Annotated in this window: 20 protein-coding genes; 7 read left to right on the plus strand and 13 right to left on the minus strand. The window is 63.1% G+C overall.

The window, feature by feature from the left end; all coding sequences use genetic code 11:
* Positions 1-150: 150 nt before the first annotated feature.
* From KUV72_RS01780 to KUV72_RS01820, 9 genes are all read right to left on the minus strand, one after another.
* Positions 151-1,005 carry a glycine betaine ABC transporter substrate-binding protein gene (locus tag KUV72_RS01780; RefSeq protein WP_206939683.1) on the minus strand — a complete coding sequence of 285 codons (855 nt, stop codon included), beginning with the start codon at positions 1,003-1,005 and terminating at the stop codon, positions 151-153.
* A 144-nt stretch (positions 1,006-1,149) separates the two neighbouring features.
* Positions 1,150-1,983, minus strand: coding sequence for a proline/glycine betaine ABC transporter permease (locus KUV72_RS01785; RefSeq protein ID WP_315857845.1), 834 nt, complete (start codon positions 1,981-1,983; stop codon positions 1,150-1,152).
* Positions 1,984-1,988: 5 nt separating this feature from the next.
* Complete coding sequence (locus tag KUV72_RS01790) at positions 1,989-3,191, minus strand: glycine betaine/L-proline ABC transporter ATP-binding protein (RefSeq protein WP_206939680.1); 1,203 nt, start codon at positions 3,189-3,191, stop codon at positions 1,989-1,991.
* A 376-nt stretch (positions 3,192-3,567) separates the two neighbouring features.
* A complete protein-coding gene (locus KUV72_RS01795) occupies positions 3,568-4,710 on the minus strand; it encodes a PQQ-dependent sugar dehydrogenase (RefSeq protein ID WP_222237227.1) in 1,143 nt (380 codons plus the stop codon).
* A 57-nt stretch (positions 4,711-4,767) separates the two neighbouring features.
* On the minus strand, positions 4,768-5,643 hold the full coding sequence (locus KUV72_RS01800) for an AEC family transporter (protein WP_206939676.1): 876 nt from the start codon (positions 5,641-5,643) through the stop codon (positions 4,768-4,770).
* 30 nt (positions 5,644-5,673) lie between these two features.
* Positions 5,674-7,848 carry an FUSC family protein gene (locus tag KUV72_RS01805; protein ID WP_222237228.1) on the minus strand — a complete coding sequence of 725 codons (2,175 nt, stop codon included), beginning with the start codon at positions 7,846-7,848 and terminating at the stop codon, positions 5,674-5,676.
* Positions 7,848-8,711, minus strand: coding sequence for an efflux RND transporter periplasmic adaptor subunit (locus KUV72_RS01810; RefSeq protein ID WP_222237229.1), 864 nt, complete (start codon positions 8,709-8,711; stop codon positions 7,848-7,850). Before KUV72_RS01810 ends, KUV72_RS01805 begins: the two co-directional genes overlap by 1 nt.
* Positions 8,712-8,930 (minus strand): DUF1656 domain-containing protein, encoded by a 219-nt coding sequence (locus KUV72_RS01815; protein WP_222237230.1) that lies wholly within the window; start codon positions 8,928-8,930, stop codon positions 8,712-8,714.
* Positions 8,931-9,164: 234 nt separating this feature from the next.
* Positions 9,165-10,154, minus strand: a complete 990-nt coding sequence (locus tag KUV72_RS01820; RefSeq protein ID WP_261317284.1) for a LysR family transcriptional regulator — start codon at positions 10,152-10,154, stop codon at positions 9,165-9,167.
* Positions 10,155-10,460: 306 nt separating this feature from the next.
* On the opposite strand from KUV72_RS01820, the gene KUV72_RS01825 reads away from it, so the two are divergent.
* The 5 genes from KUV72_RS01825 (at position 10,461) to KUV72_RS01845 (ending at position 16,653) form a co-directional block, all read left to right on the plus strand.
* A complete protein-coding gene (locus tag KUV72_RS01825; RefSeq protein ID WP_222237231.1) occupies positions 10,461-12,452 on the plus strand; it encodes a ligand-gated channel protein in 1,992 nt (663 codons plus the stop codon).
* Positions 12,453-12,609: 157 nt separating this feature from the next.
* Entirely contained in the window at positions 12,610-13,572 is a 963-nt protein-coding gene (locus KUV72_RS01830) for an iron-siderophore ABC transporter substrate-binding protein (RefSeq protein ID WP_315857834.1), read from the plus strand.
* 29 nt (positions 13,573-13,601) lie between these two features.
* The gene (locus KUV72_RS01835; RefSeq protein ID WP_261317286.1) at positions 13,602-14,570 is read left to right on the plus strand and encodes a FecCD family ABC transporter permease; all 969 of its coding nucleotides are present in this window, start codon (positions 13,602-13,604) and stop codon (positions 14,568-14,570) included.
* A gap of 155 nt (positions 14,571-14,725) precedes the next feature.
* A complete protein-coding gene (locus tag KUV72_RS01840; RefSeq protein WP_222483542.1) occupies positions 14,726-15,730 on the plus strand; it encodes a FecCD family ABC transporter permease in 1,005 nt (334 codons plus the stop codon).
* 122 nt (positions 15,731-15,852) lie between these two features.
* Entirely contained in the window at positions 15,853-16,653 is an 801-nt protein-coding gene (locus tag KUV72_RS01845; protein ID WP_222162096.1) for an ABC transporter ATP-binding protein, read from the plus strand.
* A gap of 160 nt (positions 16,654-16,813) precedes the next feature.
* Here KUV72_RS01845 and KUV72_RS01850 read toward each other — a convergent pair whose 3' ends face one another.
* Positions 16,814-17,413, minus strand: a complete 600-nt coding sequence (locus KUV72_RS01850; RefSeq protein ID WP_206939655.1) for a PRC-barrel domain containing protein — start codon at positions 17,411-17,413, stop codon at positions 16,814-16,816.
* Positions 17,414-17,931: 518 nt separating this feature from the next.
* Here KUV72_RS01850 and KUV72_RS01855 point away from each other — a divergent pair.
* Positions 17,932-19,608 carry a multidrug ABC transporter permease/ATP-binding protein gene (locus KUV72_RS01855; protein ID WP_222237233.1) on the plus strand — a complete coding sequence of 559 codons (1,677 nt, stop codon included), beginning with the start codon at positions 17,932-17,934 and terminating at the stop codon, positions 19,606-19,608.
* 381 nt (positions 19,609-19,989) lie between these two features.
* Positions 19,990-22,092, plus strand: coding sequence for a TonB-dependent siderophore receptor (locus KUV72_RS01860; protein WP_222237234.1), 2,103 nt, complete (start codon positions 19,990-19,992; stop codon positions 22,090-22,092).
* A gap of 98 nt (positions 22,093-22,190) precedes the next feature.
* On the opposite strand, the gene KUV72_RS01865 is transcribed toward KUV72_RS01860, so the two are convergent.
* The 3 genes from KUV72_RS01865 to KUV72_RS01875 are packed head-to-tail and all read right to left on the minus strand — an operon-like array spanning position 22,191 to position 25,756.
* Entirely contained in the window at positions 22,191-22,775 is a 585-nt protein-coding gene (locus KUV72_RS01865) for a peptide-methionine (S)-S-oxide reductase (RefSeq protein ID WP_222237235.1), read from the minus strand.
* Between the two features lie 52 nt (positions 22,776-22,827).
* Complete coding sequence (gene fhuB, locus KUV72_RS01870; RefSeq protein WP_222237236.1) at positions 22,828-24,816, minus strand: Fe(3+)-hydroxamate ABC transporter permease FhuB; 1,989 nt, start codon at positions 24,814-24,816, stop codon at positions 22,828-22,830.
* Positions 24,803-25,756, minus strand: a complete 954-nt coding sequence (locus KUV72_RS01875; RefSeq protein WP_261317287.1) for an iron-siderophore ABC transporter substrate-binding protein — start codon at positions 25,754-25,756, stop codon at positions 24,803-24,805. The genes fhuB and KUV72_RS01875 overlap by 14 nt, the downstream gene beginning before the upstream one ends.
* Positions 25,757-25,812 lie beyond the last annotated feature (56 nt).

The following is a 25,812-nucleotide window of genomic DNA, read 5'->3' on the forward strand; positions in this document are numbered from 1 at the left end:
GCGCTGCCAATGCTGCCACAAGCATGTCACATTCCGCGGCTGTAGAGCGTTCCCGCGACGACAGCGTGGAGGACATCAACGACAGCAGGGGCGCCCTGGGGCACCCCTGAAAACGGCCGCGTCGGAGTGACGCAACACGGTAAAGTGGGCTCAGGCTTCGCCCAGCCACTCCTTGACGACGTCCGGATGGTTCTCGACCCACTGCTTGGCATTTTCATAGGGGTCGGCGTCGTCTTCCTGATTCATCAGCATGACTTCGCCCATCATTTCCGGGGTCCACTCGAAGTTTTCGAGAATCGAGTAGGCCTCCGGCATGTCGTCCTCGAGCCCCTGGCGAACGATGGTGTGAATCTGCTCGGCACCACCGTAGACGCCCTGCGGGTCGTCGAGATACTTGAGATCCCAGCGGGCGAACATCCAGTGCGGTGTCCAGGAGGTCACCACGATGGGCTCGCCGCGGTCGATGGCACTGCCCAGTGCCGCCGTCATCGTGGCGCCGCTGCCAGTGCGCAGGTCCAGATCGAGATCATAGGCATCGACCACTTCCTCGGTCAGGCGCATCAGGCCCGCGCCGGGATCGATACCAATGATCTCGCCATTGAATTCGTCAGCGTGGTCGTTCAGCTCGTCAATGGAGCTGATATCCGCGTCCGCCGGGACCACCAGGCCGAGCTTGGTGCCGTCGAGGTTGACCCCTGCATCGACCAGTTGGTCCTTGAGGCGAGCGTAGTAGTCCTCATGGGTGGTCGGCAGCCAGCCGGCCAGCAGTGCATCAGCGTCGCCGCTGGCGACGGACTGCCACATGGCGGCGGCGGACAGGGCGGACGTTTCGACCTCGTAGCCGGCCTGTTCCAGTACGGCACGAACCACGTTGGTAGAGGCGACAGTGGAGGACCACTCCACGTAGGCCAGGTGCACGGAGCCCTTGTCCTGAGCGTTCACGCCAGTGGCGACGGCGCTGACGGCTAGCGCCAGGCCGAGGGTACGGGTTGCCTTCAGTGACATGCTGTGACTCTCCTTGCGATGAGTGAAACAGGTTCCATCAGCCGTGTTTCCAAGCTGTTAAAGCCTGAAGCAGGCGGTGGCATCTTGCAAATGGATGGGGCGCGCGGGCGTCAACGGCCGTGCCCCATCCGTCGCTGCCAGCCCTTACTGCTTGCGTTCCTTGCGCAGTGACTGGGTCAGACGGTCGAGCAACATCGCCAGAATGACCACGGCGATGCCAGCCTCGAAGCCGTCACCCGGGCGCAGGCGCTGGATCGCGCGCCAGACTTCGCTACCCAGACCGTCGGCGCCGATCATGGCCGCAATGACGACCATGGACAGGGCCAGCATGATGGTCTGGTTGATGCCGGCCATCACGGTCGGCAGGGACAGCGGCAGCTGAACCTTGTACAGCTTCTGGCCTCGGGTGGCGCCATAGGCGTCCGCGGCTTCGATCAGCTCCACCGGCACCTGGCGGATACCCAGAGTGGTGAAACGGATCGCCGGGGGCATCGAGAAGATGACAGTGGCAAAGATCGCGGACACCGAGCCGATGCCGAAGAAGGGGATAGCCGGAATCAGGTAGACGAAGGCCGGCATCGTCTGCATGAAGTCCAGAATCGGCATGATCGCTCGGTACAGCCTGTCCGATAGCGCTGCGGCGATGCCCACGGGCAGTGCGATGATCACGGCGACCAGGGTGGCGATCACCACCAGCGTCAGGGTCTCGATCATCGGATCCCAGAGGCCCAGGTCCCAGATGAGTCCCAGGCCAATCACCGCACCGATGGCAAGTCGCGGGCTGGCCAGTTTCCAGCACAGGCCTGCGATGATCACCAGCAGAGCCCAGTCGGGAAGCCACATCAGTGCATCGTTGAGACCATCAATACCGGTCTGGGTGAATCGCGAGATGCCGCGGGTGACACCAGAATACTCTGTGGTCAGCCAGTTCAGCCCAGTCTCGATCCAGTCTCCGAGGGGAATGCGAGGAATCTCGATCGCCATTATTGATCTCCTGCCTGTGCCAGTTCATCCAGTACCGCGCCCTTGACGACGACGCCCAGCAGGCGTCGTTCGTCGTCGATCACGGCGATCGGGAAGCTCTTCTCGTTGAACAGGGCGAAGAGATTATGCAACGGCTCGTCGGGGCCCACCGTGCGGAAGTCCTGCGTGAGTACACCATCGAGACGATCCTGACCGGCTTGAATGGCCGTATTGGCAGCGTCTGCCTCGACCAGCCCCATCAGCTTGCGGTCTCGGCTGGTGACGTAGATCGAGTCCATGGCGTTTTCTTTCATCTTGCGCAGCGCCGTACGCGGACCGTCATCTTCTCGCGCGGTGGCACGCACCGGACGCATGGCGCTGGATGCCGTCAATACCCGCGACATGTCGACGCCTTCAATGAAGCGTTCCACGTAGTCGTCGGCGGGTTTGGTCAGGATTTCCTCGGGCGTGCCGATCTGCACCACTTCACCGTCCTTGAGCAGCACGATGCGATCACCGATGTTCAGCGCCTCATCCAGGTCATGGGTGATGAATACGGTGGTCTTCTTCATGCGGTGCTGAAGCTCCAGCAACTCCTGCTGCATGTCCTTGCGAATCAACGGATCCAGCGCCGAGAAGGCCTCGTCCATCAGCAGCACGCTGGCGTCGTTGGCCAGTGCCCTGGCCAGGCCCACCCGCTGCTGCATACCCCCGGACAGCTGATTGGGATAGGCATCCTCCCAGCCCTTGAGGCCAACCTGGGAGAGGGCGTCGCGGGCCGTCTTGGCTCGGGTATCCGCGTCGATGCCGCGAATCTCGAGGCCGAATTCGGCGTTTTGCTGCACCGTGCGATGGGGAAACAGAGCAAAGTTCTGAAACACCATTGAAAAGTGCCTGCGACGGCATTCCAGCAGCGCCTTGTCGGACAGCTGGGGAATATCTTCGCCATCGATGACGATCTCGCCTTCGGTCGGCTCGATCAGCCGGTTCAGACAGCGAATCAAGGTGGACTTGCCGGAGCCGGACAGGCCCATGATGACCAGCAGCTCACCTTCATGGACGTCGAAGTCGATGTTCGACAGGCCCAGCGTCTGGCCGGTTTTCTCGAGGATGTCGGGACGCTTGAGTCCCTCGTCGCGAAGCTTGAGCGCCTTCTTTGGCTGGTCGCCGAAGACCTTGCTCAGCCCGCGAACCTTGATCTTGACGGATCGGTTATCGCTCATTGGTACGGGATGCCTTTTCAGGTGACGTGTTGGCTCCCAGGCGCTCGAACGATGAAGGTCGACGTCATGCGGTCGTTGGCGTCGGCGTTCATCGTCCAATGCTGGAAGCTAGGCCTCGGGGCTGCGGCTTTCCCTGCCGCAGCCACGCTGGGTGAAAGCATGCCATCTTTCACCGTTGAGGCGCAGAAAAGTGCAATACCCTAAAGGTCTTTGAAAGATCATTCAAATTAAGCATGGGGGCGAGGAGTGCTTGAAAGCAATCTCGCGCAGGGCAAGGGGTTGTGCATGAGAGCTATCGCCACCCATGCCGTTTAGGCATGGGAGCGAGGAAGTTTTGTGGCTTTTCGCGACGGGCTGTGGGCCCGTGGCAGGGGCCTCAGCGAGCCCGTGAGAGTCGGATCAGGCGCCCCGGGTTGGCGTCGGTCAACAGGTAGACGGCCCCTTCGGGACCCACCCTGACGTCGCGTATTCGTCCCACTTCGCCGTCGAGAATGACCTCTCTTTCGATCAACTGATCGGCGTCGAAACGCAGTCTCACCAGGCGTTCGCTGCGAAGGCCTCCGGCCAGCAGGTCACCTTGCCAGTCCGCAAACTCATTGCCGCTCACCACGGCCAGGCCCGATGGCGCGAAGCGCCCTTCGAACACGTGCAGCGGGTCGCGCTTGCCCGGTGCGCTGTCCACGCCCAGTGGCAGGTTGGTGGCGTAGTCGCGGCCACGGGTGACGTCCGGCCAGCCATAGTTCTCGCCAGGCTGGATGAGGTTGAGCTCATCACCGCCACGAGGACCATGTTCGGTGGCCCACAGGCGACCATCGGCGGCCAGGGCCAGCCCCTGGGGGTTGCGATGACCGTGGGAGTAGAGTTCCGCTGCCGCGCCTTCGATAGCGGGGTTGTCAGTGGCTGGCGCGCCCTCCGCCGTCATGCGCAACAGGCTGCCGGCATGGTCTCGCGCATCTTGTGCCCGCTCGCCATCGCCACGGTCGCCGATGCTCAGCCACAGCAGACCCTGGTGATCGAACAGCAGCCTGCCCCCGTAGTGACGTCCAGGTCGAGAAAATCGGTTCTGCACGAATACCGGCTCGACGCGGCCGAGCCTTTCACCGTCCCACCACACGCGAGACACAGCGGTGGCATCGCCCTCGGCGTCTTCATCCTGGGAGTCGTCCGTCTGGGCGGGACGCGCCCAGGCAAAGTAGAGCCAGTCGTGGACGCCGTCGCCATAGTCCGGGTGCAGGGCCAGGTCGAAGAGTCCGCCTTGTCCCTGGGTCGACACCTCGGGCAGCCCGGTCAACGTGTCGACCTGGCCGTCGTCGATCAGGGCGAGCGAGCCGTGCTGCTCGCCGACCAGCAGGCGTCCATCCGGCAGGAACGTCAGCGACCAGGGGGTATCCAGCGCGTCCGTGATCACTTCCAGTGCCACCGGATGGTAGAGCCCGGGCACTTCGGTCGGCGGCGGTTCCGCCCAGGCGGATGGGGCCGTTGCGGTCAATGACAGAGTCAGGATAAGGCGGCGGATCATGCAGTCTCCCGTTGATCAAGATGCCTGGCTCCGACAGCATCGCTGTCTCGACAGACGCTACAACAGCAATGCCAGCAGTGCCGGCAGATAGATCAAGGATAGCAGGGTGGAGCAGAACACCAGGCTGGCCACGTAGGCGGGTTCGCGTTGGGACTTCTGGGCAAACAGGTAGTTGAACACTGCTACCGGCATGCTCATCTGCACGACCAGAATGGCAAGGGCGGTGGGGGGCAGCGATAGCCAGGTACCCACACCCCAGGCCACCCCGGCCGCCATCGGAATCCGCAGCAGGCTGAACCAGACCCCTGAACGCAGGCTTCTGACCTGAATACTGGCCAGGGATACCCCCAGGGTGATCAGCATCAATGGCACGGTGAAGCCAGAGATAAGGTCAACGCTGTTCTGCAGCCACAGCGGCAGCTGGGTGTCCGTGAACAGCAAGGCCATCGAGATCAGGATGGCGTAGACGGTTGGGGTCTTGATCAATGACTTGAAGGGATTGCCACGGCTGGCCAGCATCGTGCCCAGGGTGAATTGGAACAGCGAGACCGTGACCATCACGGTGATGCCGAAGGCAAAGCCTGCCTGGCCAAAGGCGTAGAGCACGACCGGCAACCCCATGTTGCCGGTATTTGGGTACATGGTGGGCGCCAGCAGCACGCGCCAGTCCCGACGCAGGATGACGGCCAGCAGGAAGGTCAGGGCGGCCATGGCGCACAGCACTAGCGCGGCCGCCAGCATCGTTCGGCCAAAGCTCGACGCATCGATGTCGGCGCCGGCCAGAGAGGCGATGACCAGCGACGGGGTGCCGATGTTGAACACCAGCTTGGTCACGAAGGCCACCGGGTAGTCGAAGCCGCGTCGAATCCAGAAGAACCCGAGGCCTGCTCCGGTGATGACCGGGGCCATTACCGCAAAGAGTTCGGCAAACATGGAAGCGCAATCTCCTGGAGGTTGGGGAGGTCAGCGCTCACGCGCCAGGCGCGAGCGCTCGGCCTGGCGTTCAAGCGACATGGTCAGTCTTTCGATCAAGCCCGCGGTCAGGCGTTGTTCCACGGGATCATTGCCGTGCTGTTCCAGTGCCTCGAGCAGCTGCTCGCCGGTAGCACGCATATGTTCGGGTGGCTCGCCCCGGGCACTGGCGCCGTAGTCGTCTGCCAAGGCTGCGGCAAAGCGGTCGAGCGCCTGTCGTATCGGGGTTGCCTGTTCGCCGAGGCGGCGCCTCAGGTGCAGGCTGGCGTAGCCCAGGTCCAGGCCGACCAGCCCCAGCGATAGCAGATAGCGCCGCTGTTCCGGGAGCGCATCATCATGCCGGGCGAGACTCAGCAGGCGGTCGGCCATGGTACCACCAAAGCGCGTTTCTGCCTGGTGAGGCGGTCTTTGCCACAGGCGATGCAGGTCGCTGACCGTTGCTTTCACCAGGCGGCGCTTGCGCACCGCCAGGGGGAGGCCCGGCAACAGGCGAAACGCCGTGACCACGGTGGAGAGGCCGATCACCAGTGCAATGGCGCGGTTGAGAAAGCCATCGAACGTGAGATCCATGCCATTGCCGGGCATGGTCAACAGGATGTTGCCGATGGTGAAGGCCAGGCAGTATCCCATCAGCCGCGGATTGGCGGCACCGAGCAGCCCGACGAACAGTGGAGGCATGAAGACCAGCGCCAGGGTCACGATATCGTTGGCCTGGGCCAGCAGCACGTGTCCGAACAGGAAGGCACTCGGTATGGCCGCCAGCATGCCCTTGAGGAAGGTCGCGGCGACCATGGCAGGGTTGTCGCGAGTGGCGAAGAACGCCGAGAACAGGGTGCCGACCAGCATCGCGACCTGGCCATTGTCCCAGGCGGTGTAGCGCCAGAAGGTCGCCAGCAGGGCGAACACCAGTCCTGCCCGCAGGCCATTCAGGGCTGCTGCCAGGTGGTCCCTGTGCCACGCCAGGGCGGGTGCCTTCAGTCGGCGTTTGCCAGGGGTATGAATGGCCTCACGCGCATCGAGGATGACCAGCGCATGGCCCAGGGCTTCGCGCATGCCCATATTGAGACGTAGCTGTAGCAGGGCCTCGGCGCCGTCACGGTCCCCGGTCGTGGCCGGATCGAGATGCTCACCAGCAGGTCCGGAAGGGGGGCTGGAAGTGACGCCAGACGTGCTGTCAGACGTGTTGAGAGACGTGCCATCAACAGCGCCGCGACAAGGACCGCCTTTGTCGATGCCGCGCTCGACGCACTTGAGGGCGCGGTGGCGAAGTTGCAGCAGGCGCTCACGGGCCTGGCTCACCCCTTGCCCCTCGGCGCTAAGACGCAGACCTTCCGCCATGTCCCGGGCCAGCTGGCGGGTCTCGGCGGGCAGGCGATCGCCGTGGTAGCGCAGCAGCTGCTGCAGGGCATGCAGGATGGCCAGCAGGCGTGAGGTGCGACGTGTCAGCACATGGCTGGCGCGAATACGTCCACTGCCCTCCGGGCCTTCATAACGTGCCGCCTGACTGTCGGTCTCAAGCTGGGTCAGCGGGGTCAGGGTGGCGGTCAGGGTGGACTGCAAGGCGCCGATGTCGTCGCTGTTGTTGAGGCGCAGGGCACCATGGAGAAAAGCATGATTGACCACCTGGTCAGCCAGGTCGGCCAGGTGGTCGCGTACCTGGATCGGCCACAACAGGGCACTGACCAGGGTGGCGCAAATGGCGCCCAGGGCCAGTTCAGACAGGCGTGCAACGGCAATCGCGAACAGCCCCCCGGGGGCACTGGCGGTGATGATCACGATCAACATGGCGGTGACTGCCGCCATGATGCAGCCGTAGGACGCGTTGTTGCGGGTCAACGAGGCAGCGTAGGCACACACGGATATCCACAGCGTCAGGCACACCAGGGCTGGCGTGGGGGCCTGAACAAAGGCAGCCATGATGGCGATGCCGACGACACAGCCGATGAGGGTGCCGCTGAGCTGACTGATACCTTTTTCAAGGACCATGCCGCTCATGGGGCGAATCTGCAGAAAGGCGGCGGAGATCAGTGCCCAGTAGGGGCGGTCGAGGTCGCACCAGAGCGCGATATACAGAGCCAGCAACATGGCCAGCGTCGCCTTGATGGCAAACTTGACCGCGCTGGCCGGCGGCGTCAGATAGGCGTGCCACCACACAGAGAACGGCATCAGCGCGACTCTTGCTGGACGCGTACCGTAGCGGTCATGCCTGCGCTCAGTTCAAGCCCTTCGGGTAGCTCATCCAGGGCAATACGCACAGGAATGCGTTGTGCCAGGCGTACCCAGCTGAAGGTCGGCTCGACCTGAGGCAGCAGCTGGTTGTTGGGCGCCGTGTTGTCGTCGGCAATCCCGCGGCCGATGCTCTCGACGTGGCCAGCCAGCTCGATATCTCCGCTCATCAGAATCACGGTGGCGGGATCCCCGACCGCAAACGCTGGGCGTTTGGTCTCTTCGAAGTAGGCGGTCACGTAGTAGGACCCTTCAACCACCAGGGCCATGACGGCGGTGCCACGGGTGACGTAGTTGCCTTGGGCAAGCTGCAGGTTCAGCACATGCCCTGCCGCCGGGGCGGTGACGTCGGTGCGCTCCAGATCGAGACGCGCGCTTGCCAGGTCGCTGCGGGCCTGATCCAGGGTGGCGGCGGCCACCTCCCGGTTGCGATTGGCGCTCTCCTGGTTTTCGGCACTGATGGCCTGGCGGCTCAGTTGCGCACGACGAGACGCTTCATGTTCACGCAGCGCCAGTTCCGCCTCGCGCTGGGCGACGATGGCAGAGGCCTTGTCGAAGGCCGCTTGATAGCGCGCCTGCTCGATACGAAAGAGCGTCTGTCCAGCGTCCACGCGAACGTTGTCGTCCACGGCCAGCTCGGTGACACGGCCGGAGACATCGGGGGCAATGGTGATGATCTCGGCGCCGATACGGGCGTCCCGTGTCCAGGGCGTATAAAGGTAGTAATGCCAGAGCCATAGTCCGCAGGCGATGGCGACGGCGACCACGATCAAGGTGATCAGCGCACGTAGCGACTTGCGCATTCAGGTGGCTCCAGGGGTAAGGGCACCGAGCCAGGCGAAGGCAGCGGTGCAGATGACGAACAATGAGGTATCCAGCCACGCCTCGTGCCAGTAGCGGGAGCTGCCCAGCCAGCTATGCAGCAGCCAGCGCAGTGTCGCGGCCATGAGCAGGCCGAGGATCGCGTAGACCAGCAGGGGACTGAAGTAGATGCCGCCCAGGGCGACTTCCTTGAGCGCCATGGAATGTCTCCTGGGCAAACCAAGTGCCGGATGCGTTACGTGAATCGAGTAAGCCAGAGCGAGTAAGCCAGAGAAAGGTTAGCAAACAACGGACGTTGACGGCAGCCCTGCCGTCCCATGTCGCGTCTTTGCGCCTGACGTTGGTAGTGAGGTACAGGCTGTTGATGTGGAGGAGGAGCTGACCTGCGGGAGGTGGCCTATGGGGAGCAAGCTCGCCACGGCAGAGGCCTTGGATCAGCCAGCGGCCTGGCGGCGCGCAAGTGGCTCCTGGCGCTGGCCGATCCAGTCGGTAGGCACCGCATCACGCAGGTGATCCAGCAGGGCAGTGACCTTGCGCGGCTGATGACCGAAGCCATATAGCAGTGTCACCGGCAGGGGCGTCAGCGACCAGTGATCAAGGCAGCGCACCAGTTCCCCAGGGTGGTGACGCTCCCGGGCTTCAACCATCCACACCGGCAACACGCCAATGCCCCGGCCGCGCGCAATGGCATCTACATGCAGCATGGACTGATCGACCCGAAAACGAGAGGCCGGCGGCTGAAAATGCACCTGACCGCCCTGGCGGTGAGTCAGGGTGATGCCGTTCTGGCTTTCCCCCATCAGGTCAATCCAGGCGTGGTGGGCCAGGGCATCCGGGGATTCAGGCTCGCCGTGGTGGGCGAGGTAGTCGGGATGGGCATAGATGCCACGCTCCAGAGCGCCAAGGCGCTCCTGGCGCAGGTTGCCGTCCTCTACCTGGCCAAGCCAGACGCATACACCCTGGAAGTCGGGGTCCCTGGCAGCCACTTCCCCCGTGCTCAGGGTCAGACGCACGGCGGGATGTTTCTCGAGAAAGGGCTCCATCACACCACCCAGCCAGCTACGGGTAAGGGTGCGGTGTGCCTCGACATGGAGCTCGCCACTGACGTCTTCGCGCAGGCTGTCGAGGGTGCGCTGTCCCTGATCGGCCAGCTTCAGTATCTCGCGACTGATGACGTAGTAGCGCTGTCCTGCTTCTGTGGGCAACAGCTGATTGGCCTGTCGCTTGAGCAATGGCTGGCCTAGACGTGCCTCCAGCTGACTGATCCGCCGGCTCAGGGTCGACTTGGCCAGGCCCAGCTGAATCGCACTCTGGGTCAGGCTTCCGGTCTCCATGACACGGTTGAAGGCTAGCAGTTCGTCGAGGTCAGGCATCACATCACGCAGGCGTGCTGAAGAAGAGGAAGAGGCCTTGCAGTATGCCATGCGCTGACGCGGATGAAAATCATTCTCTAGGGCTGCGGCGCAGCGTCGCCGAGGCAAGAACGGGGCCCTCGCGTGGCTCTCTCGACGTTCGAGCCACAGATCCCGATCGCGAATAGCCTGTTGCGGATCGCCTGTTGCGAAGGGTGCAACGCGGTGTTTTGCAGCAATTATGAAACTTTGATGGAAGAATCTAAATGATAAATATTCACATTCATAAAGGCTTCGTCATAAGACCCACGACCCAGTGGGCCGGAGCCAGAGCAAGAGCCACCAGGTGGATTGCCACCTCACTCGGAGCGAAAAACGATGTTGTCTCACCCCCTGCCGCGCCATCCTCTGTCGATCAGCATTCGCCGCCTTGCCGTCGGGCTGGCGGGAGCCTCCGTATGCACGGCCCTGCCGGTGTTGGCCGCTGATGATGTTGCCCTGGATGACGTGGTGGTGACAGCCGCCGGGTTTGATCAGAGCATCGCCGATGCACCGGCCTCGATCAGCGTGGTGACCCGGGAAGACCTGGAAAAACGCTATTACCAGGACGTGACCGACGCGCTGCGCGACGTTCCGGGGGTCATCGTGACCGGCGGTGGCGGTGGCGACAATGGCTATGACATCAGCATGCGCGGCATGCCCGCCAAGTACACCCTGTTGCTGATCGACGGCCGTCGTGTCAGCACCCGCGAGACTCGTCCCAATGGCAGCGCCGGCTTCGAGCAGGATTGGCTGCCGCCGCTGCAGGCGATCGAGCGTATCGAGGTGGTGCGTGGCCCGATGGCGACCCTTTACGGTTCCGACGCCATCGGCGGTGTCATCAACGTGATCACCCGCAAGGTGGCCGATGAATGGCACGGCAACCTGCAGCTGGACACCATCCTGCAGCAGGACAGCGATTCTGGCGACAGCCGGCAAGCCAACTTCTATGCCTCTGGGCCGCTGTCCGAGGGACTGCTCGGGCTGACGGTGTACGGACGTGCCACCCAGCGGGATGAAGACAATATCATCAATGGCTACGAAGACAAGCAGGTCCAGAGCTTGACCGCGAGGCTGTCGCTGACGCCCTCCGACAATCATGATCTGGCGCTCGAGGCCAGCCGTACCGAGCAGGATCGCGAAGCCTTGCTTGGCAACAGCGTCGACCCGGACGGCTGCCGTGGTGGCTGTGAAGACAGCTTTGACGAGTTCACCCAGGAATACGTGGCCCTGACCCATACCGGTCGCTTCTCCTTTGGTACCACAGAGACCTACGTCCAGCGCGAAGAAGCCCGCAACAAGACTCGCGAGATGGAGATCACCAACACCAACGCCAAGTCGAGCCTGGTCATGCCACTGGGCGCGCATATTGTCACCGTCGGCGCCAGCTTCGAAGAGGAAGAGCTGGACGACCAGACCTCGAATCAGATTTCCGATCTGACCAACGTGCGCAACAGTCAGTGGGCCCTGTTTGCCGAAGACGAGTGGATGCTCCTCGACGACTGGTCGCTGACCGGCGGGGTGCGTATGGATCACGACGAGAACTACGGCTCTGAAGTCAGCCCTCGCTTGTACAGCGTCTGGCACATGACCTCCGACTGGACGCTGAAGGGCGGTGTCTCCACCGGCTACCGGGCACCGGATCTGCGCGAGATCACCCCTGGCTGGGGGCAGGTCAGCCGCGGCGGCAACATCTACGGCAACCCGGATCTCGAGCCGGAAACGTCGGTCAACAAGGAACTGGGGCTTCTGTACAACAATGCCAGCGGTCTGTCTGCCAGCGCCACCGTGTTCCACAACGACTTTGACGACAAGATCACCCGGATCGCCTGTCCGGTAGATATCTGCACGGATGGCCCCAACCAGTTCGGCAGCAACCCGACCTATCGAGTCAATGTCGATGAAGCCGAAACGCAGGGCGTCGAGCTGTCGCTGTCGACCCCCATCGGCCAGTCGTTGGAGCTGTCCGCCAGCTACACCTACACCGACTCCGAGCAGAAGAGCGGCGAGTATGAAGGCGAGCCCCTGACCCAGCTGCCCGAGCATGAATTCTCCGCCAACCTCGACTGGGAGGTGAGCGACCGTCTGTCCCAGTGGACACGCGTGACCTATCGCGGTGACGAAAGTCAGCCCACCACCGGACCGTCGCAGAGTGCCATCGTGGCGCCGGACTACACCTTCGTCGACACCGGCATCGGCTATCAGCTGACCGACGCCGCTCGCGTCAACGTCGGCATCTACAACCTCTTTGATGAAGACATCGACTACGACGAGTACGGCTACGTCGAAGATGGACGCCGCGTCTGGCTCGGCTTGAACGTCGACTTCTAAGGAGGAGCGTCAGCGTCCCGCTCTGTCGAACGCACCGTTCCGATATGAGCGAGGAGGTTGGGCAAGCAACTGCAACTGAGATTGATTACTATATCGTTCCACATCGCCCCTCCTCGGCATGTCACCGAGGAGAGGCGTGCGACAAGGAATAGAGAAGATGCGAGCAATGTCCCGTAAAACATCCGCAGGGGTGGTGGCAGCGATCGGCCTGGCCGCTCTTGCCCTTTTGGCGCCTGTCAGTGCCAGTGCCCAGCAAGATAGTCGTGTGCTCGAGACCGCCAACGGCAAGGTCACGGTCAACGGGCAGCCGACGCGTGTCGTCACGCTATACGAAGGGGCGTTGGACGCTTCTCTGGCTGCCGGGGTAACGCCGCTGGGTGCCGTGGCGACGCGTGCCGCCGAGGATGTGGCGGACTATCTGCGCGATGACGTTCCCGATATTCAGATCGTGGGTACCTCCGGTGAGGTCAATGTCGAGGCGGTGGTCGGGCTCAAGCCTGACCTGATTCTGGCCTCCTCGCGTCTGTCCGACGAGAGCTACGCGCTGCTGTCCCAGCTGGCGCCGACGATCGTGCCCACTACCCAGGGCTTCGATGCCAATGCCTGGAAGGATGAGGCCCGCCTGTTTGGCGCCGCACTGGGGCATCAGGACCAGGTGGACGCTGCCATTGATGCAGTGGAAACCCGCGCCGCCTCATTGGCTGATCAGGTCGCCGAGCGCAGCGCGGGTGACAGTGCTTTCCTGATTCGCTGGATGCCCCAGGGGCCGCTGGTGATGTCGACCCAGTTGTTTTCCACCGGCTTGCTCGAGGCCGCTGGCCTGGACGTTCAGGACGATGGACTGGTGCCTGACAACCGTCCGCATAGCGACCCGCTGAGCCTCGAGTCGCTGTCGCGCGTCGACGGTGACTGGCTGTTCCTTGCCACGCTCGACGAGAAGGGACAGGAAGCACTGGCCCAGGCTCGCCAAAGCGATGCGTTTGCCCGGCTGTCGGTGGTCGAGAACGATCGCGTCGTGGCGGTGAACGGTCAGCTGTGGACCAGTGCCAATGGTCCCATCGCCGCCCAGGCTGTGCTCGATGACATCGAGCGGGCACTGGAGGTCACTGCCGCACCGTGACGTCACTTCGACATGTTCCAGGAGGGCCATTGGTGGCCCTCTTTGTGTTGCTTGGGCTCGCCGTCATGGCGAGCCTTGCCGTGGGTGCGGGTGAGCTCGGTGTGGTCGACTCTCTGCGAGTGCTGATGGGGCAGGGGGGTGAAGAGGCGTCCTTCGTTGTCTGGCAGCTGCGACTGCCGCGCACCCTGGTGGGCCTGGTAGTGGGCATTGCGCTCGGCGTGTCTGGCACCCTGCTGCAGTCCATGACCCGCAATCCGCTGGCTGAACCTGGCCTGCTCGGCGTCAGCGCGGGGGCCGCCTTTGCCGTGGCGCTGATGTTGCTGGCGGGAGGCAGCCTGCTTCAGCTGCGCATCGGTGTGGCGCAACTGGGGGCGCTGGCCGGTTGCCTGTGCGTGCTGGGCGTCAGTCGCATCCGTGGCTTGGGCAGTGATCCGATTCGTCTGGTGCTGGCGGGGGCGGCATTCTCGGGCCTGCTGGGGGCCCTGACGTCACTTATTCTGCTGACCGATCGCCGTGCCGCTGACGAGATTCGCTTCTGGGTGGTTGGCAGCCTGTCAGGACGTCAGCTGGAGGACTTGCTGGCGGTGCTGCCGAGCATGGCGATCGCGGGACTGGCACTGATCGTGGTAGTGCGACCCATGGCCAGTCTGGCCCTGGGCGAGCGCGCCAGCGCTGGGCTTGGGCATCACCCCGGCAGGCTGCGACTGATGGCGGTGCTGATCGTCGCGGTACTGGTGGGCGGAGCTACCGCCGTGGCCGGCCCCATAGCGTTCGTGGGGCTGGTGGTTCCCTTTGTCGCCCGCGCCATTGCCGGGCCTGAGCTGCGTCGCACGCTATGGCTGTGCCTGCCGCTGGGACCACTGCTGGTGCTGACCGCCGATGTCGTCTCCAGACGGCTGGTGGCACCCTCTGAAATGCCGCTGGGAGTGCTGACTGCCCTGTGCGGGGCACCGGTACTGATCAGCGTTGTGCGCGCCCGTCGCCTGCCGAGTCTGTAATGATGTCGATGCCTTCTTGTTCCTCACATAGCCCTTCGAATAGCCCTTCGCATAGCCCCTCACATAGCCCCTCACATAGCCCCTCACATAGCCCCTCAAATAGCCCCGCCACGCTCCCGGAGAGCGCCGAACATCGCGGCCCGCTGCCCCAGGGCATGTGGCTATGGCGTTATCGCGGGATCAGCCTGCTGCTCGACCGGCGCCATTGGTCAGGGGTGCTGTTACTGTTGGCTGCGCTAGGACTGGCGAGCCTTGCCTACCTGTGTCTCGGCGAGCAGCACCTGCCTCCACAGACCCTGTGGGACGTCATGCTCAACCAGGCGGGGCCCCTTGATACCTTCGTGGTCGAGCAGCTTCGCCTTCCTCGCCTGCTGGCGGCGCTGTCCACTGGCCTGGCCTTTGGGCTTGCCGGCTGCCTGATGCAGACCTTGGCACGCAATCGGCTGGCGACGCCGGGCATCATTGGCATCGATAACGGCGCCACCGCCTTTGCGGTGGCCTCGGTGCTGGGCATGGGGCTCAGCCTGGCGCCTTCCGCCATGGCGCTGGCCGGGGCGGCGACTGCCGCTGTGCTGACGTTCGGCCTGGCCGCGGGAGGGGGCGCCCGTGGCTATCGCTTTATCGTGGCTGGGATAGGGGTCGGTGCCATCTTTGGGGCAGTGACCCAATTGATGCTGTCGCGGGCGGCCATCGATGTGGCCAATGCAGCCTACCCCTGGACCGTAGGCACGCTGAACGCGCGTCCTGCCGGCGCCGTGCAGGTGTTGGGTGTTGGGCTGCTCGTGCTGGTGCCGCTGGCGCTGTGGCTGTCGCGGTCACTGGCATTGATGCGCTTTTCCGATGCCGTGGCCACCGGCCTGGGGGCACCGCTCAAGCGACGCCGGGCCCAGGTGCTGGTGGTCTCGGTGGCGCTGACTGCCTTGGCCGTATCAGTGGCAGGGCCGGTGGGCATGGTGGGGCTGCTGGGCCCTGAAGTCGCGCGCCACCTCTGCGGCAACCGTCAGGTACCGCTGCTCGGGGCGGGGCTCGCCGGGGCCATGGTCATGGTGGTGGCCGATCTGGTGGGACGGCTGTTGCTGTCTCCGCTTGAGCTGCCCGTGGGTATCGTCACCGCGGTGGTCGGTGGCCCCTGGCTGATCTGGATTCTGGTGCGCCGCTGATGAGGCTTCGGTTGAGTGGTTGCCCATGGTTGGGCGCACGTCTAGAGCCTATTTAGAAAATTTAGATAGTTGAGAGAGTCTTGATGTCACTCCCATCATCGTCACCGCAACAGCCTCGGCCGATGGCCCCAGAACCCGCCCCCTACGTGGTGGAAGACCTGGTGCTCAGCCATGGCCGCCTGCGCGTCATCGACGGCTTGAACCTGACCATTCCTCAAGGCCAGCTCACGGCCATCGTGGGGCCCAATGGCTGCGGCAAGTCGACGCTGCTGGCGGGACTTTCACGGCTGCACACGCCGACACAGGGCAAGGTCTGGCTGCAAGGCCAGGAGCTCAAGCGCCTGAGTGCAAGAGACCTGGCGCGCCGCATTGCCTTGCTGCCCCAGGAGGCCTCCGCCCCCGAGGGGCTTAGCGTCAATGATCTGATCCGCTTCGGTCGCCAGCCTCACCAGTCCTGGTATCGCCAGTGGAGTGAGGAAGATCAGGCCGTGGTCGCCCAGGCCATCGCCAGCGCGGGACTACAGACGCTTGCCGAGCGTGGTCTGGAGACGCTCTCCGGAGGCCAGCGCCAACGAGCCTGGATTGCCATGACCATCGCCCAGCAGACGCCCATTATTCTGCTGGACGAGCCGACGTCGGCGCTGGATCTTGGCCACCAGCTGGAGGTCTTCGAGCTATTGCATCGGCTGGTGCTCAAGGGGCGCACCATCATCATGGTGGTGCACGACCTGACCAGCGCATGCCGTTATGCCGACCATCTGGTGGCGATGCGGGACGGTAAGCTAGTCGCGGAGGGAAAGCCGCAGGAGGTGGTGACACCTGCCCTGGTCAGGCAGCTCTATGACGTTGACTGTTCGCTGGTGGAAGATCCGCTGACGGGCAAGCCGCTGCTGGCAGGCTTGAGGCGGTCCGAGCAGAGCTGACGCGATGCTGAGCCCAGGGACGTTAGACCTATCCAGGGACGTTAGACCTATCCAGGAACGTTAGACATATAGTGCGGGCCTAAAACGCAACACACCCGGTCGATGACCGGGTGTGTGATGGCGTCAAAGGATAGTAGCCTGTGACGTTCAAGCTACCCCATTAATTGGCGGCATCTTGTGCAGCGTCTTCGGCATTGTCGCCAGCGTTTTCGATGGCATTACCGGCGCTGGTCAAGGCGTTGGCAGTGGCGGACTTGGTGGTCTGCCAGGCACTCTGAGCGCCTTCCTTGGTGTCCATCCAAGCCTGTTGCACGTTGGTCTTGGTCTGATTCCACCAGGTGTTGGTGTACTCAGGCTGTGCGGAGATTTCATCCTGAGTGATGTTCAGGTGAACGGAGTATTCGATGTTGTCCAGGCTGTCGCCGTTGGTGGTCTGAACGGTAAAGTCGCCGGTCTCGACCACGTACTGGTTTTCGCCCAGGTCGAGCAGGTCGCCTGCTTCCACCACGATGGCGCGGATTTTCATGTCATTGTCGAGCAGGATATCCTCGACTTCGCCCACCTCGTCCTGGCTTGAGCCTTTGGCAAAGACATCGGCATCGAGCAGCTCTTCAGCGGAGTAGAGGCCTTGCGGCTCGCTGTGTGCGGCCTGATTCGCGCCCTCGTTGTGATGATCGGCAAGGGCGGTGGTGCCCACGGCCATGGAGCCGGCGAAGACAGTGCTTGCGATAGCGGTAGTCAGCAGATTCTTGCGGATCATTCCTTTTCTCCTTCTGGCGAGTGGTTCTTGCGATCCTCTCGGTTGCGGCGTGTTCCAGTGCAGCAACCTGTCTTGCTTGCAGCGACGCAAGGATGCTCATCGCGACGCTGTGATGTCTATTGTGGAGGTTATGTACAAGATTTCAAGGGCGCGTTGTGAAAGAAATATGTAAGCCCGTGTTGCTGCTTCATGACAGGTTCAGGGAAGCGTATAGCCCGACGCCATGGGGAAAAGGCACGGCGGTTGAGCCGCGCGTAACGCTGCGAATCGGCGGCGCAGGCATTTGTGCAGTGTTTCCCTTGCGTCGACGGTTCGCTCTGGGACAATGCACGCCCTGGTGTGGCAAGCCAGCCATGACAAGCCAGTCGTCACAAGCCAGCCGTGACACGCCGACAACCATGGACCTGGTCACACGTTGCCAAAGAGGCTGCGCCCAGTGGTGGTCTGTGAGCGTGGAGAAGTCCTGCGGCGTAGAGCAGCATTCAGCGAGCTAAATTCCCCCTGAGAGGCGTGAGTCATTGGAACTATTAAGTGTCGTCTACCGCTACTATCGTTGGCCCTTTGTCGGGGTGATGCTGCTGAGCCTCGTCAGCGCGGCCCTGGGGATTGGAGCGATCGCCTTCATCAACCGCCGTCTGATCGAAGTGTCGGGAGACGTCGGCAGTATTCTGCCCCAGTTCTTGGGCATTGTAGTGGCGCTACTGGCCGTGACGCTGGCTTCGCAACTGGCGCTGACCACGCTGGGACATCACTTCGTCTATGGACTTCGCTCGCGTCTGGTCAAGCAGATTCTGGACACCGATATCGAGCGCCTGGAACGTCTAGGCAGTGCCGAATTGTTGGCCAGCCTGTCCAGCGATGTGCGCAATATCACGATCGCTTTCGTGCGTCTTCCCGAGCTGGTTCAAGGCATTGTATTGACGCTAGGCTCAGCGCTTTATCTCGGCTGGTTGTCGCCAGGGCTGTTGATCGTGACCAGCCTTTGGGTCGGGGCGACCATGGCAGCCGGAGCCTGGTTGGTCAGACGCGTGTATCGCCATCTGTCCCAGGTGCGCGAGACCGAGGACGCGCTGTACCGCGATTATCAGGCGGTCATTGATGGTCGCAAGGAGCTGGCGCTCAATCGTGACCGAGCCCAGGCACTCTTTGAAGACACCTACGACCGCGATGCCCGGCGCTATCGCCACCACATCATCCGCGCCGATACCTATCACCTGAGCGCTGTCAATGTGTCCAACATCATGATGTTGGGCGCCATCGGTGTGGTGTTCTATCTGGCCAACGGGCTGGGCTGGGCGTCTACCGAAGTCGCGGCCACCTTTTCGCTGACCCTGTTGTTCCTGCGCACTCCCCTGATCTCTGCGGTGGGCGCCTTGCCCACGCTGCTGAGCGCTCAGGTTGCCTTCGATAAGATTCGTGGGCTGGATCTGGCTGAGCCCCGTCAGGAATTTGGCCGTCGAGCGGCGGTGAGCGGAGCATGGCAAGAGCTACGGCTGGAGGGCGTCAGCTTCCGCTATTCATCGTCGCATACCTCTGCAGGGGACTCTGGTGGATTCTTGGTCGGCCCCCTCGATCTATCGCTTAAGCGAGGTGAGCTGGTGTTTTTGATCGGTGGCAACGGCAGCGGCAAATCCACGCTGGCAAAGCTGTTGACCGGACTGTATCGCCCTCACGAGGGCAGCATGACGCTCGATGGCAAGGTGTTGAATGACAGCGATCGAGAAGGGTTTCGCCAGCGCTTTTCCGCGGTGTATACCGACTTTCATCAGTTTGACACCCTGGTCGGACCCGACGGGGCCTCGCCTGACCCGGTACTGGTGGAACGCTGGCTCGATGTGCTCAAGATGCGGGACAAACTGCACTTCGATGGGCATAGGGTGACCAATCCAGAGCTGTCTCAGGGACAGCGCAAACGCCTTGCACTGCTGATGGCGGTGGCGGAGGAGCGCGACATCCTGTTGCTCGACGAGTGGGCGGCGGATCAGGATCCGCAGTTCCGGCGTGTGTTCTATCAAGAGTTGCTACCCAAGCTGCGGAGCATGGGCAAGACGGTGTTCGCCATCAGCCATGACGATCACTATTTTCAGCACGCTGATCGACTGCTGGAAATGCGCGCCGGACAGTTGATCGAACTCACCGGGGAAAATCGCGAGGCCGCCAGTCGTGATGCCGTGGGACGCCTTGAACAACATTAGCGTACTCACCGGTCCGACAGTGAAGGCTGGTCAGCTAAGGCGCCCAGTGGGCCAAGCCAAGCCAAGCCCAACCAAGCTAGGAACTAAGCAAGCTCGCCCTGACTGGCGCGTACCGTGATGGTACGGGAGGCTGGGAGAGCTGCCCGGAGAGTGCCTTGGAGAGCGGCTCGGAGGAGGAGATCTTGGCGGGTTAGGTCGTAGCGATATGCCGATCGTTGACCGTAACCCGCATTTGGTGGAGAAGCGTTGACTGCTCGTGGAGGATAAATTGCGAGATAAAATGAAAACAATTAGCATGTAGATGTTGTTGTTTTCTTGAGCAGGATTCCCATTGGCGTTCCTGCTTGGTCGTTCGCTCTGACGCTGCCTCCGAGGTTCTCCATGCTCCCCCAGCACCACTCACTATCCCGTCACCCGCTTGCACGGGCGGTTCACTATGCCACCGTGCCCCTGATCGTCGGGTGGGTTCCGATGGCCTCGCTGGCGATGGCACAGGAGGAAGCGGTCACCGAGGTCTCCAGTGACACCATGGTCGTGACGACGTCTACCCTGAAGGTCGATACGCCGGTGCTGGAGACACCGAGGTCAACCTCCCAGGTCTCCCGAGAAGAGCTCGATAACCGCCAGGTCAACAAGTACGACGAAGTGCTGCGCTACCGCAGCGGCGTGGTATCGCAGCCGTTCGGCCAGGACAACAAGGCAGATTGGTTCTATATTCGCGGCTTCAACGGTGAAGATTCGCTCTATCAGGATGGCTTGCGTCAGTTCCGCGAGGGTGGCTACTTCTGGTGGAGCACCGAGACCTTTGGTCTGGAAAGCGTTGAGTTGCTCAAGGGGCCTGCCTCTATCCTGTACGGTGAGGCGCCTCCCGGTGGGGTCATCAACGCCATCAGCAAGCGCCCGACGGAAGACCAGCAGGGGCTTATCGAGCTGCAGTACGGTAGCGATAACCACGAGCAGGTCGGCGTCGACGTCTCCGGCCCTGTGGCCGGCCGCGACGATGTTCGCTATCGCATGGTGGGACTGTTCCGCGAGAGCGATGCGCAGATCGACCACGCGGACAACCAGCGAGTCTATCTGGCGCCGAGTCTGGCGGTGGATTTGTCCGACGATACCAGCATTACCTTCCTGGCAAGCTACCTGAAGGACCACGGGACACCCACCAACGGCTTCAAGCTGCCTTACGGCACCGTCGACAGCACGCCTTTCGGTCGGCTCGATCCCGAAGACAACCTCGGGGAGCCGGGCTACGAGCGTCAGGAGCATGAGCAGTGGGCGCTGGGCTACGAGCTGTCCCATCGTCTGAATGACACCTGGGACATCGAGCAGAACTTCCGTTACAGCCATCTGGACCTGCTGGAGCGCGACGTCTATGTGTCTTATCTGCTGGATGATCGCAATGCCCAACGTGGCCTGACCTATCGCGATGGTGACTTCGATGCGGTCACGGTAGACACCCGTGCTATCGGCCGCTGGTACAGCGATCGTACCGAGAACACCCTGTTGCTCGGCGTCGACTATCAAGACCTGGATATCGACTACGACAACTACGATGACTTCGCCTTCGGATTGCCCTTCGATATCTTTGATCCCGAGTACGGCAACTTCACGCCGTCATCGCGGACAGGTAGCGACCATGATGAGGGCAAGGAGCAGCTTGGCTTCTACGCTCAGAACCAGCTGCGTCTGGACGACCGCTGGATCTTTCTTGCCGGCCTGCGCCATGACAGCGTGGATGTGACCAATCGCATCAACGGTGAAGATAATGGCGGTGGTACCGAGGATGAGACGAGCTTCTCCGGCGGTATCATGTACCTCGGTGACTACGGTATCTCGCCGTATCTGAGCTACAGCGAGTCCTTCTCACCGCAGATCGGCACCGATCCGGACGGCCGCGCCTACCGCCCCAGCGATGGCGAACAGTGGGAGCTGGGGGTGAAGTATGCACCTGACTGGCTGGATGGTTATGTCACCGCGGCAGTATTCGACCTCAAGGAAAGCGATACCCTCTACACCAGCGGTGAGTCGGCCAATCGCCAGGGGGGAGAGCGGGAGTCCCAGGGCTTCGAGATCGAGGGGGTGGGCTACGTGACCGATGACCTCAAGGTCACCGCCGCTTACACCTATACCGATGTACGGGTAGACTTGAGTCGCGAAGAGCAAGATCTGCGCGCGGGTCTGATTCCGCGCAATCAGGCGTCGCTGTGGCTGGACTATGAAGTGCCAGGAGCCCTGCATGGACTTAACCTGGGCGGTGGCGTGCGCTATGTGGGCGAGACCAAGGACAATCCTCGTTACTCGGATACTCAGGTGGACTCCTACACCTTGTGGGACGCCAAGGTCAGCTATGACATCACTCCGCGGTGGACCGCCCAGGTCAACGTCAACAACCTGACCGACGAAGAGTACGTGTCCGGTTGTGACTACTGGTGCTACTACGGTGAAGAGCGCAGCGTGGTAGGCAGCATCAAGTACCGTTTCTGACCACGGCAAGCAGTCTAAGTGAGAACGCCCGACCAGGCTCTGCCGGTCGGGCGTTTGTGTGTCTGCGGGGAACGTCATGGCTCAGCTGCCTTGGCGTCTCAAGAACAACGCTGTGAAGGTATCGGCGCCTTGTTGACCCCTGCCTGGGCCAGTCGCTCGCCGTCTGCGACCTCGCTGAAGCGGTCCAGCAAGAGCTTCAGCTTGGGGGTGATCCAGCGCTCGCAGAAGGGCCGCGAGGGATCGCTGTAGAAGTAGTCGTGATAGGCCAGCTTGGAATCGCGAAAGGCGGCCAGAGGCAGCACCTGGGTCACCAGGGGGGCGTCGAAGTCATCCTGTAGTTGGGTCAGCACCTGGCGGGCCAGCTGGGCGTGAACCTGGTTCTGGACATAGACCGCTGAGCGGTAGCGCTGGCGCAGGGCATGGCCAGAGGTGGCGTGGTGGGTGTGCAGGTGAATCTCGATCAGCACGTCCATGGGTAGCCGCGAGGGGTCGTAGTCCACCACCACCGCTTCATGAAAGTCGCTGTCAGGCGGCTCTGCGGCGACCCAGCCCTGGTGAACGGCGTCGACGCCCTTGAGGGACTGATAGACCGCCTCCAGGCACCAGTAACAGCTGCCCCCCAGCGCCAGGCGTGCCTTGCTGGGCGCGAGCAGGGGCAAGCTGTTGCAGGGATGGTCTGGCATGTCGGGCACCCCGGGAGGAAGTGTCGGCTTGGTCGACCATCATGCCCGAGCCTTACAGTCTCTTCAGCCCCCACATGAAATAGCTGCCGCCAAGAATCGAGGCGACCAGACCGGCAGGTATCTCCTGGGGGAACAGCAGCTGTCGCCCGACCCAGTCGGCCAGCACCATCAACAGGGCGCCGATCAGCGCCGCACCGGCCAGGTGCAGGCGAGCGCGAGAGAACCCCATCAGCCGCGCCATATGGGGGGCCAACAGGCCGACGAAGGACAGCGGCCCGACGATCAGCGTGGCCGCGGCAGTCAGCACCGCCACCGTTGCCAACAATCCCAGGCGAGCGTTTTCCACATGGATGCCAAGGGCCTTGGAGGTGGCGCTTCCCAGCGGCAGGATATCCAGCCAGCGGGCCAGCAGCTGGGCAGCCAGGGCGACGGCCGCACCGGCCATCAGCACCACCAGCGCCGAGGTCGGGTCGACGTAGTAGGTCGAGCCAGACAGCCAGGCCATGACCTGTTGCCCGCGGGGGTCGCCTCCCACCATGATGATGGAGCGCACCGCGTCGAACAGCGCCGTGATGGCCACGCCGCTGAGCAGCAGGCGCTCGGGCTGGAAGCCGCTGGTGCGGTTGAGTGCAACCAGCAGCGCCAGCGTCACCAGCGCCCCCAGGGTGCCGGTTCCCAGCAGCAGCAAGTGGCTGGGTCCGGGCACCACAAAGATGGTGATAATCAGCGCGATGGCGGTGCCACCACTGATGCCCAGCAGTTCGGGGCTTGCCATCGGGTTGGCGGTGACGCGCTGGATCAGGGTACCGGCGATGGCCAGCAGGGCGCCGCTGCCAGCGGCCGCCATGATCCGTGGCCAGCGCCAGTCGAGTACCTGGACCTCTGTGCTCAGTGACCAGCCCGTGCTGGTTTGCCCGGCGAGTATGCCGACCAGCATGGCGATCACCAGTGCCGCTGCGAGTCCTGCCAGCAGCGGGACAGGCGTCGAGGTTCGCAGCACCAGGGGAGCCGATGCCGGTGGTGGCCGACGGGGCGTCAGCTTGAGCCGGGGGATCAGCCACAACAGCAGAGGAGCACCGAGCATCGCCGTGGTAGCCCCTGTGGGAAGCAGTGTCGGCAGCGCGTCGATGCCGCCTTGTAGCACCAGGTCGGTGATGGTCAGCAGCAGCGCGCCAAACAGCATCGACCAACCCACCCGCGCCGGCAGCCGTCGGGCACCGGCCATACGTGCGATGTTGGGGGCCGCCAGACCGATAAAACCGATGATGCCGACAGTGGCCACCACGCAGCCTGTCAGGAAGACCGCCAGGCCGAGGCCGCCCAAGCGCAGCCACTTGAGTGACACGCCGAGGCTCTTGGCGCTGGCATCATCGAGCTCGAGCAGTGCCAGCGGACGAATCAGCCAGATGGCCAGGGCGCCAGCGACCAGCACGCGAGGCAGCAGGTAGAACACCCCGTCCCAGCCATTCTGGGCCAATGATCCTGCACCCCATACCAGCACCCCCTTGAGCGCCTCCTGGTTAAACAGCAGTAGCACGATGGCCAGGGCGCCGAAGTACAGATTCACTACCAGACCACCGAGCACCACCACGCCAGGCGACAGGCCGCGCCGCCAGCCCAGCGCAAATACCAGGCCCATGGCCAGGGCACCGCCGGACAGGGCGACCCACTCCCGTCCAAGGGCGAGCAGGCCCGGCGCGACCAGGGTGGCGATCATCAGGGCCAGGTTGGCCCCGCTGGCGACGCCCAGGGTGGTGGGTGCTGCCAGGGGGTTGCGTAGCACCTGCTGCATCAACACCCCAGCCAAGCCCAGGGCTGCGCCGGCGGTCAAGGCAATGGTCAGTCGCGGCCACCAGCTGTAGTGCAGTACCAGTGACGAGGGGGTGGTCACGTCAAGCGAGGACAATGCGGCCAGGGCAGAGCTTGCGCCACCCAGGCCTTCAAGGGACTGCCACGCCGCCAGCAGGCAAAGGACGACTAGCACCGCGGCGGTTGCACTCAGTCGGTGTGATCGCCAGCTGCGGGTGTCAACGGCCTGCATGAAGGGTCTCGCTATCACGGGAGGAGGGGAGGAGCATCGTCGTTTCGCGCTGGGCGGAGCGTGTCGTTGCCGTTGTCGTGGGGAGCGCGGGATTGTCTGCGCCCAGAGCCTCACCCAGCTTGCTGGCGAAGCGGTTGGCAGAAGGCAAGGCACCAAAGCTCCACACCGGTGGCAAGGTCACGACGTCGTTTCGTTTGACGCTGCCCAGATGGCGCCATAGCCCGCTGTCGGCCAGCGCCTCGCGCACTCCCGCAACATAAGGTTCGACCACCACGATCCGCGCCTGGGGGTAGTTGGCCAGCTGTTCGATGCCGATCAAGCTGAAGCCCCAGACATTGGTGGTGCCGGCCCAGGCGTTGGTCAGGCCCATCCGCTCGATCACGGCCTGATACAGGCTGTGGTCACCAAACAGGCGCACGTGACGCTCATCCATGAACTGGATCAGCAGCAGCGGGCGCGTGTCCTCGGGCAGGCGATCGGCAATCTGCGCGATATGCGCCTCGCTGCTGGCAATAAGGCGCTCCGCCTCCACCTGGCGGCCGACCAGTTCGCCCAGTTCGCGGGTCAGGGTCAGTGCTTCGTTCCAGAAGTCACCGTCCCCGCTGTACATCGAGAATTGCTTCACCTCGGCAATGGCCGACAGTCGCGGTGCCAGATTCGCAAACATGGGAGAGATGACGATCGCGTCCGGGTTCAGGTCGGCCAGCAATTCCAGGTTGGGCTGGGTGCGCAGGCCAATATCGACACTCTGCGCGGGTGCCTCGAGCCCCACCCAGCTTTCATAGTCATCGGTCTGGGCCAGTGCCATGGGCGGTGCCTCCAGGGCGACCAGCGTTTCTGCCAGGGTCCAGTCGAGGCTCGCGATGCGTGGTGAGGCCAGGCAACTGGCGGACAGTGACAACACGCCCAGCGCCAGTGCTGTCAGCCAGCATGAACGCAAGGGTCGCGGCAATCGTCGAAAAAGGGGGCGGGCTGGCAGTGGAAGCCGACGGAGCA

Origin of the sequence: Halomonas sp. DP4Y7-1, assembly GCF_019800705.1 — a bacterium.
Classification (GTDB): domain Bacteria; phylum Pseudomonadota; class Gammaproteobacteria; order Pseudomonadales; family Halomonadaceae; genus Halomonas; species Halomonas litopenaei_A.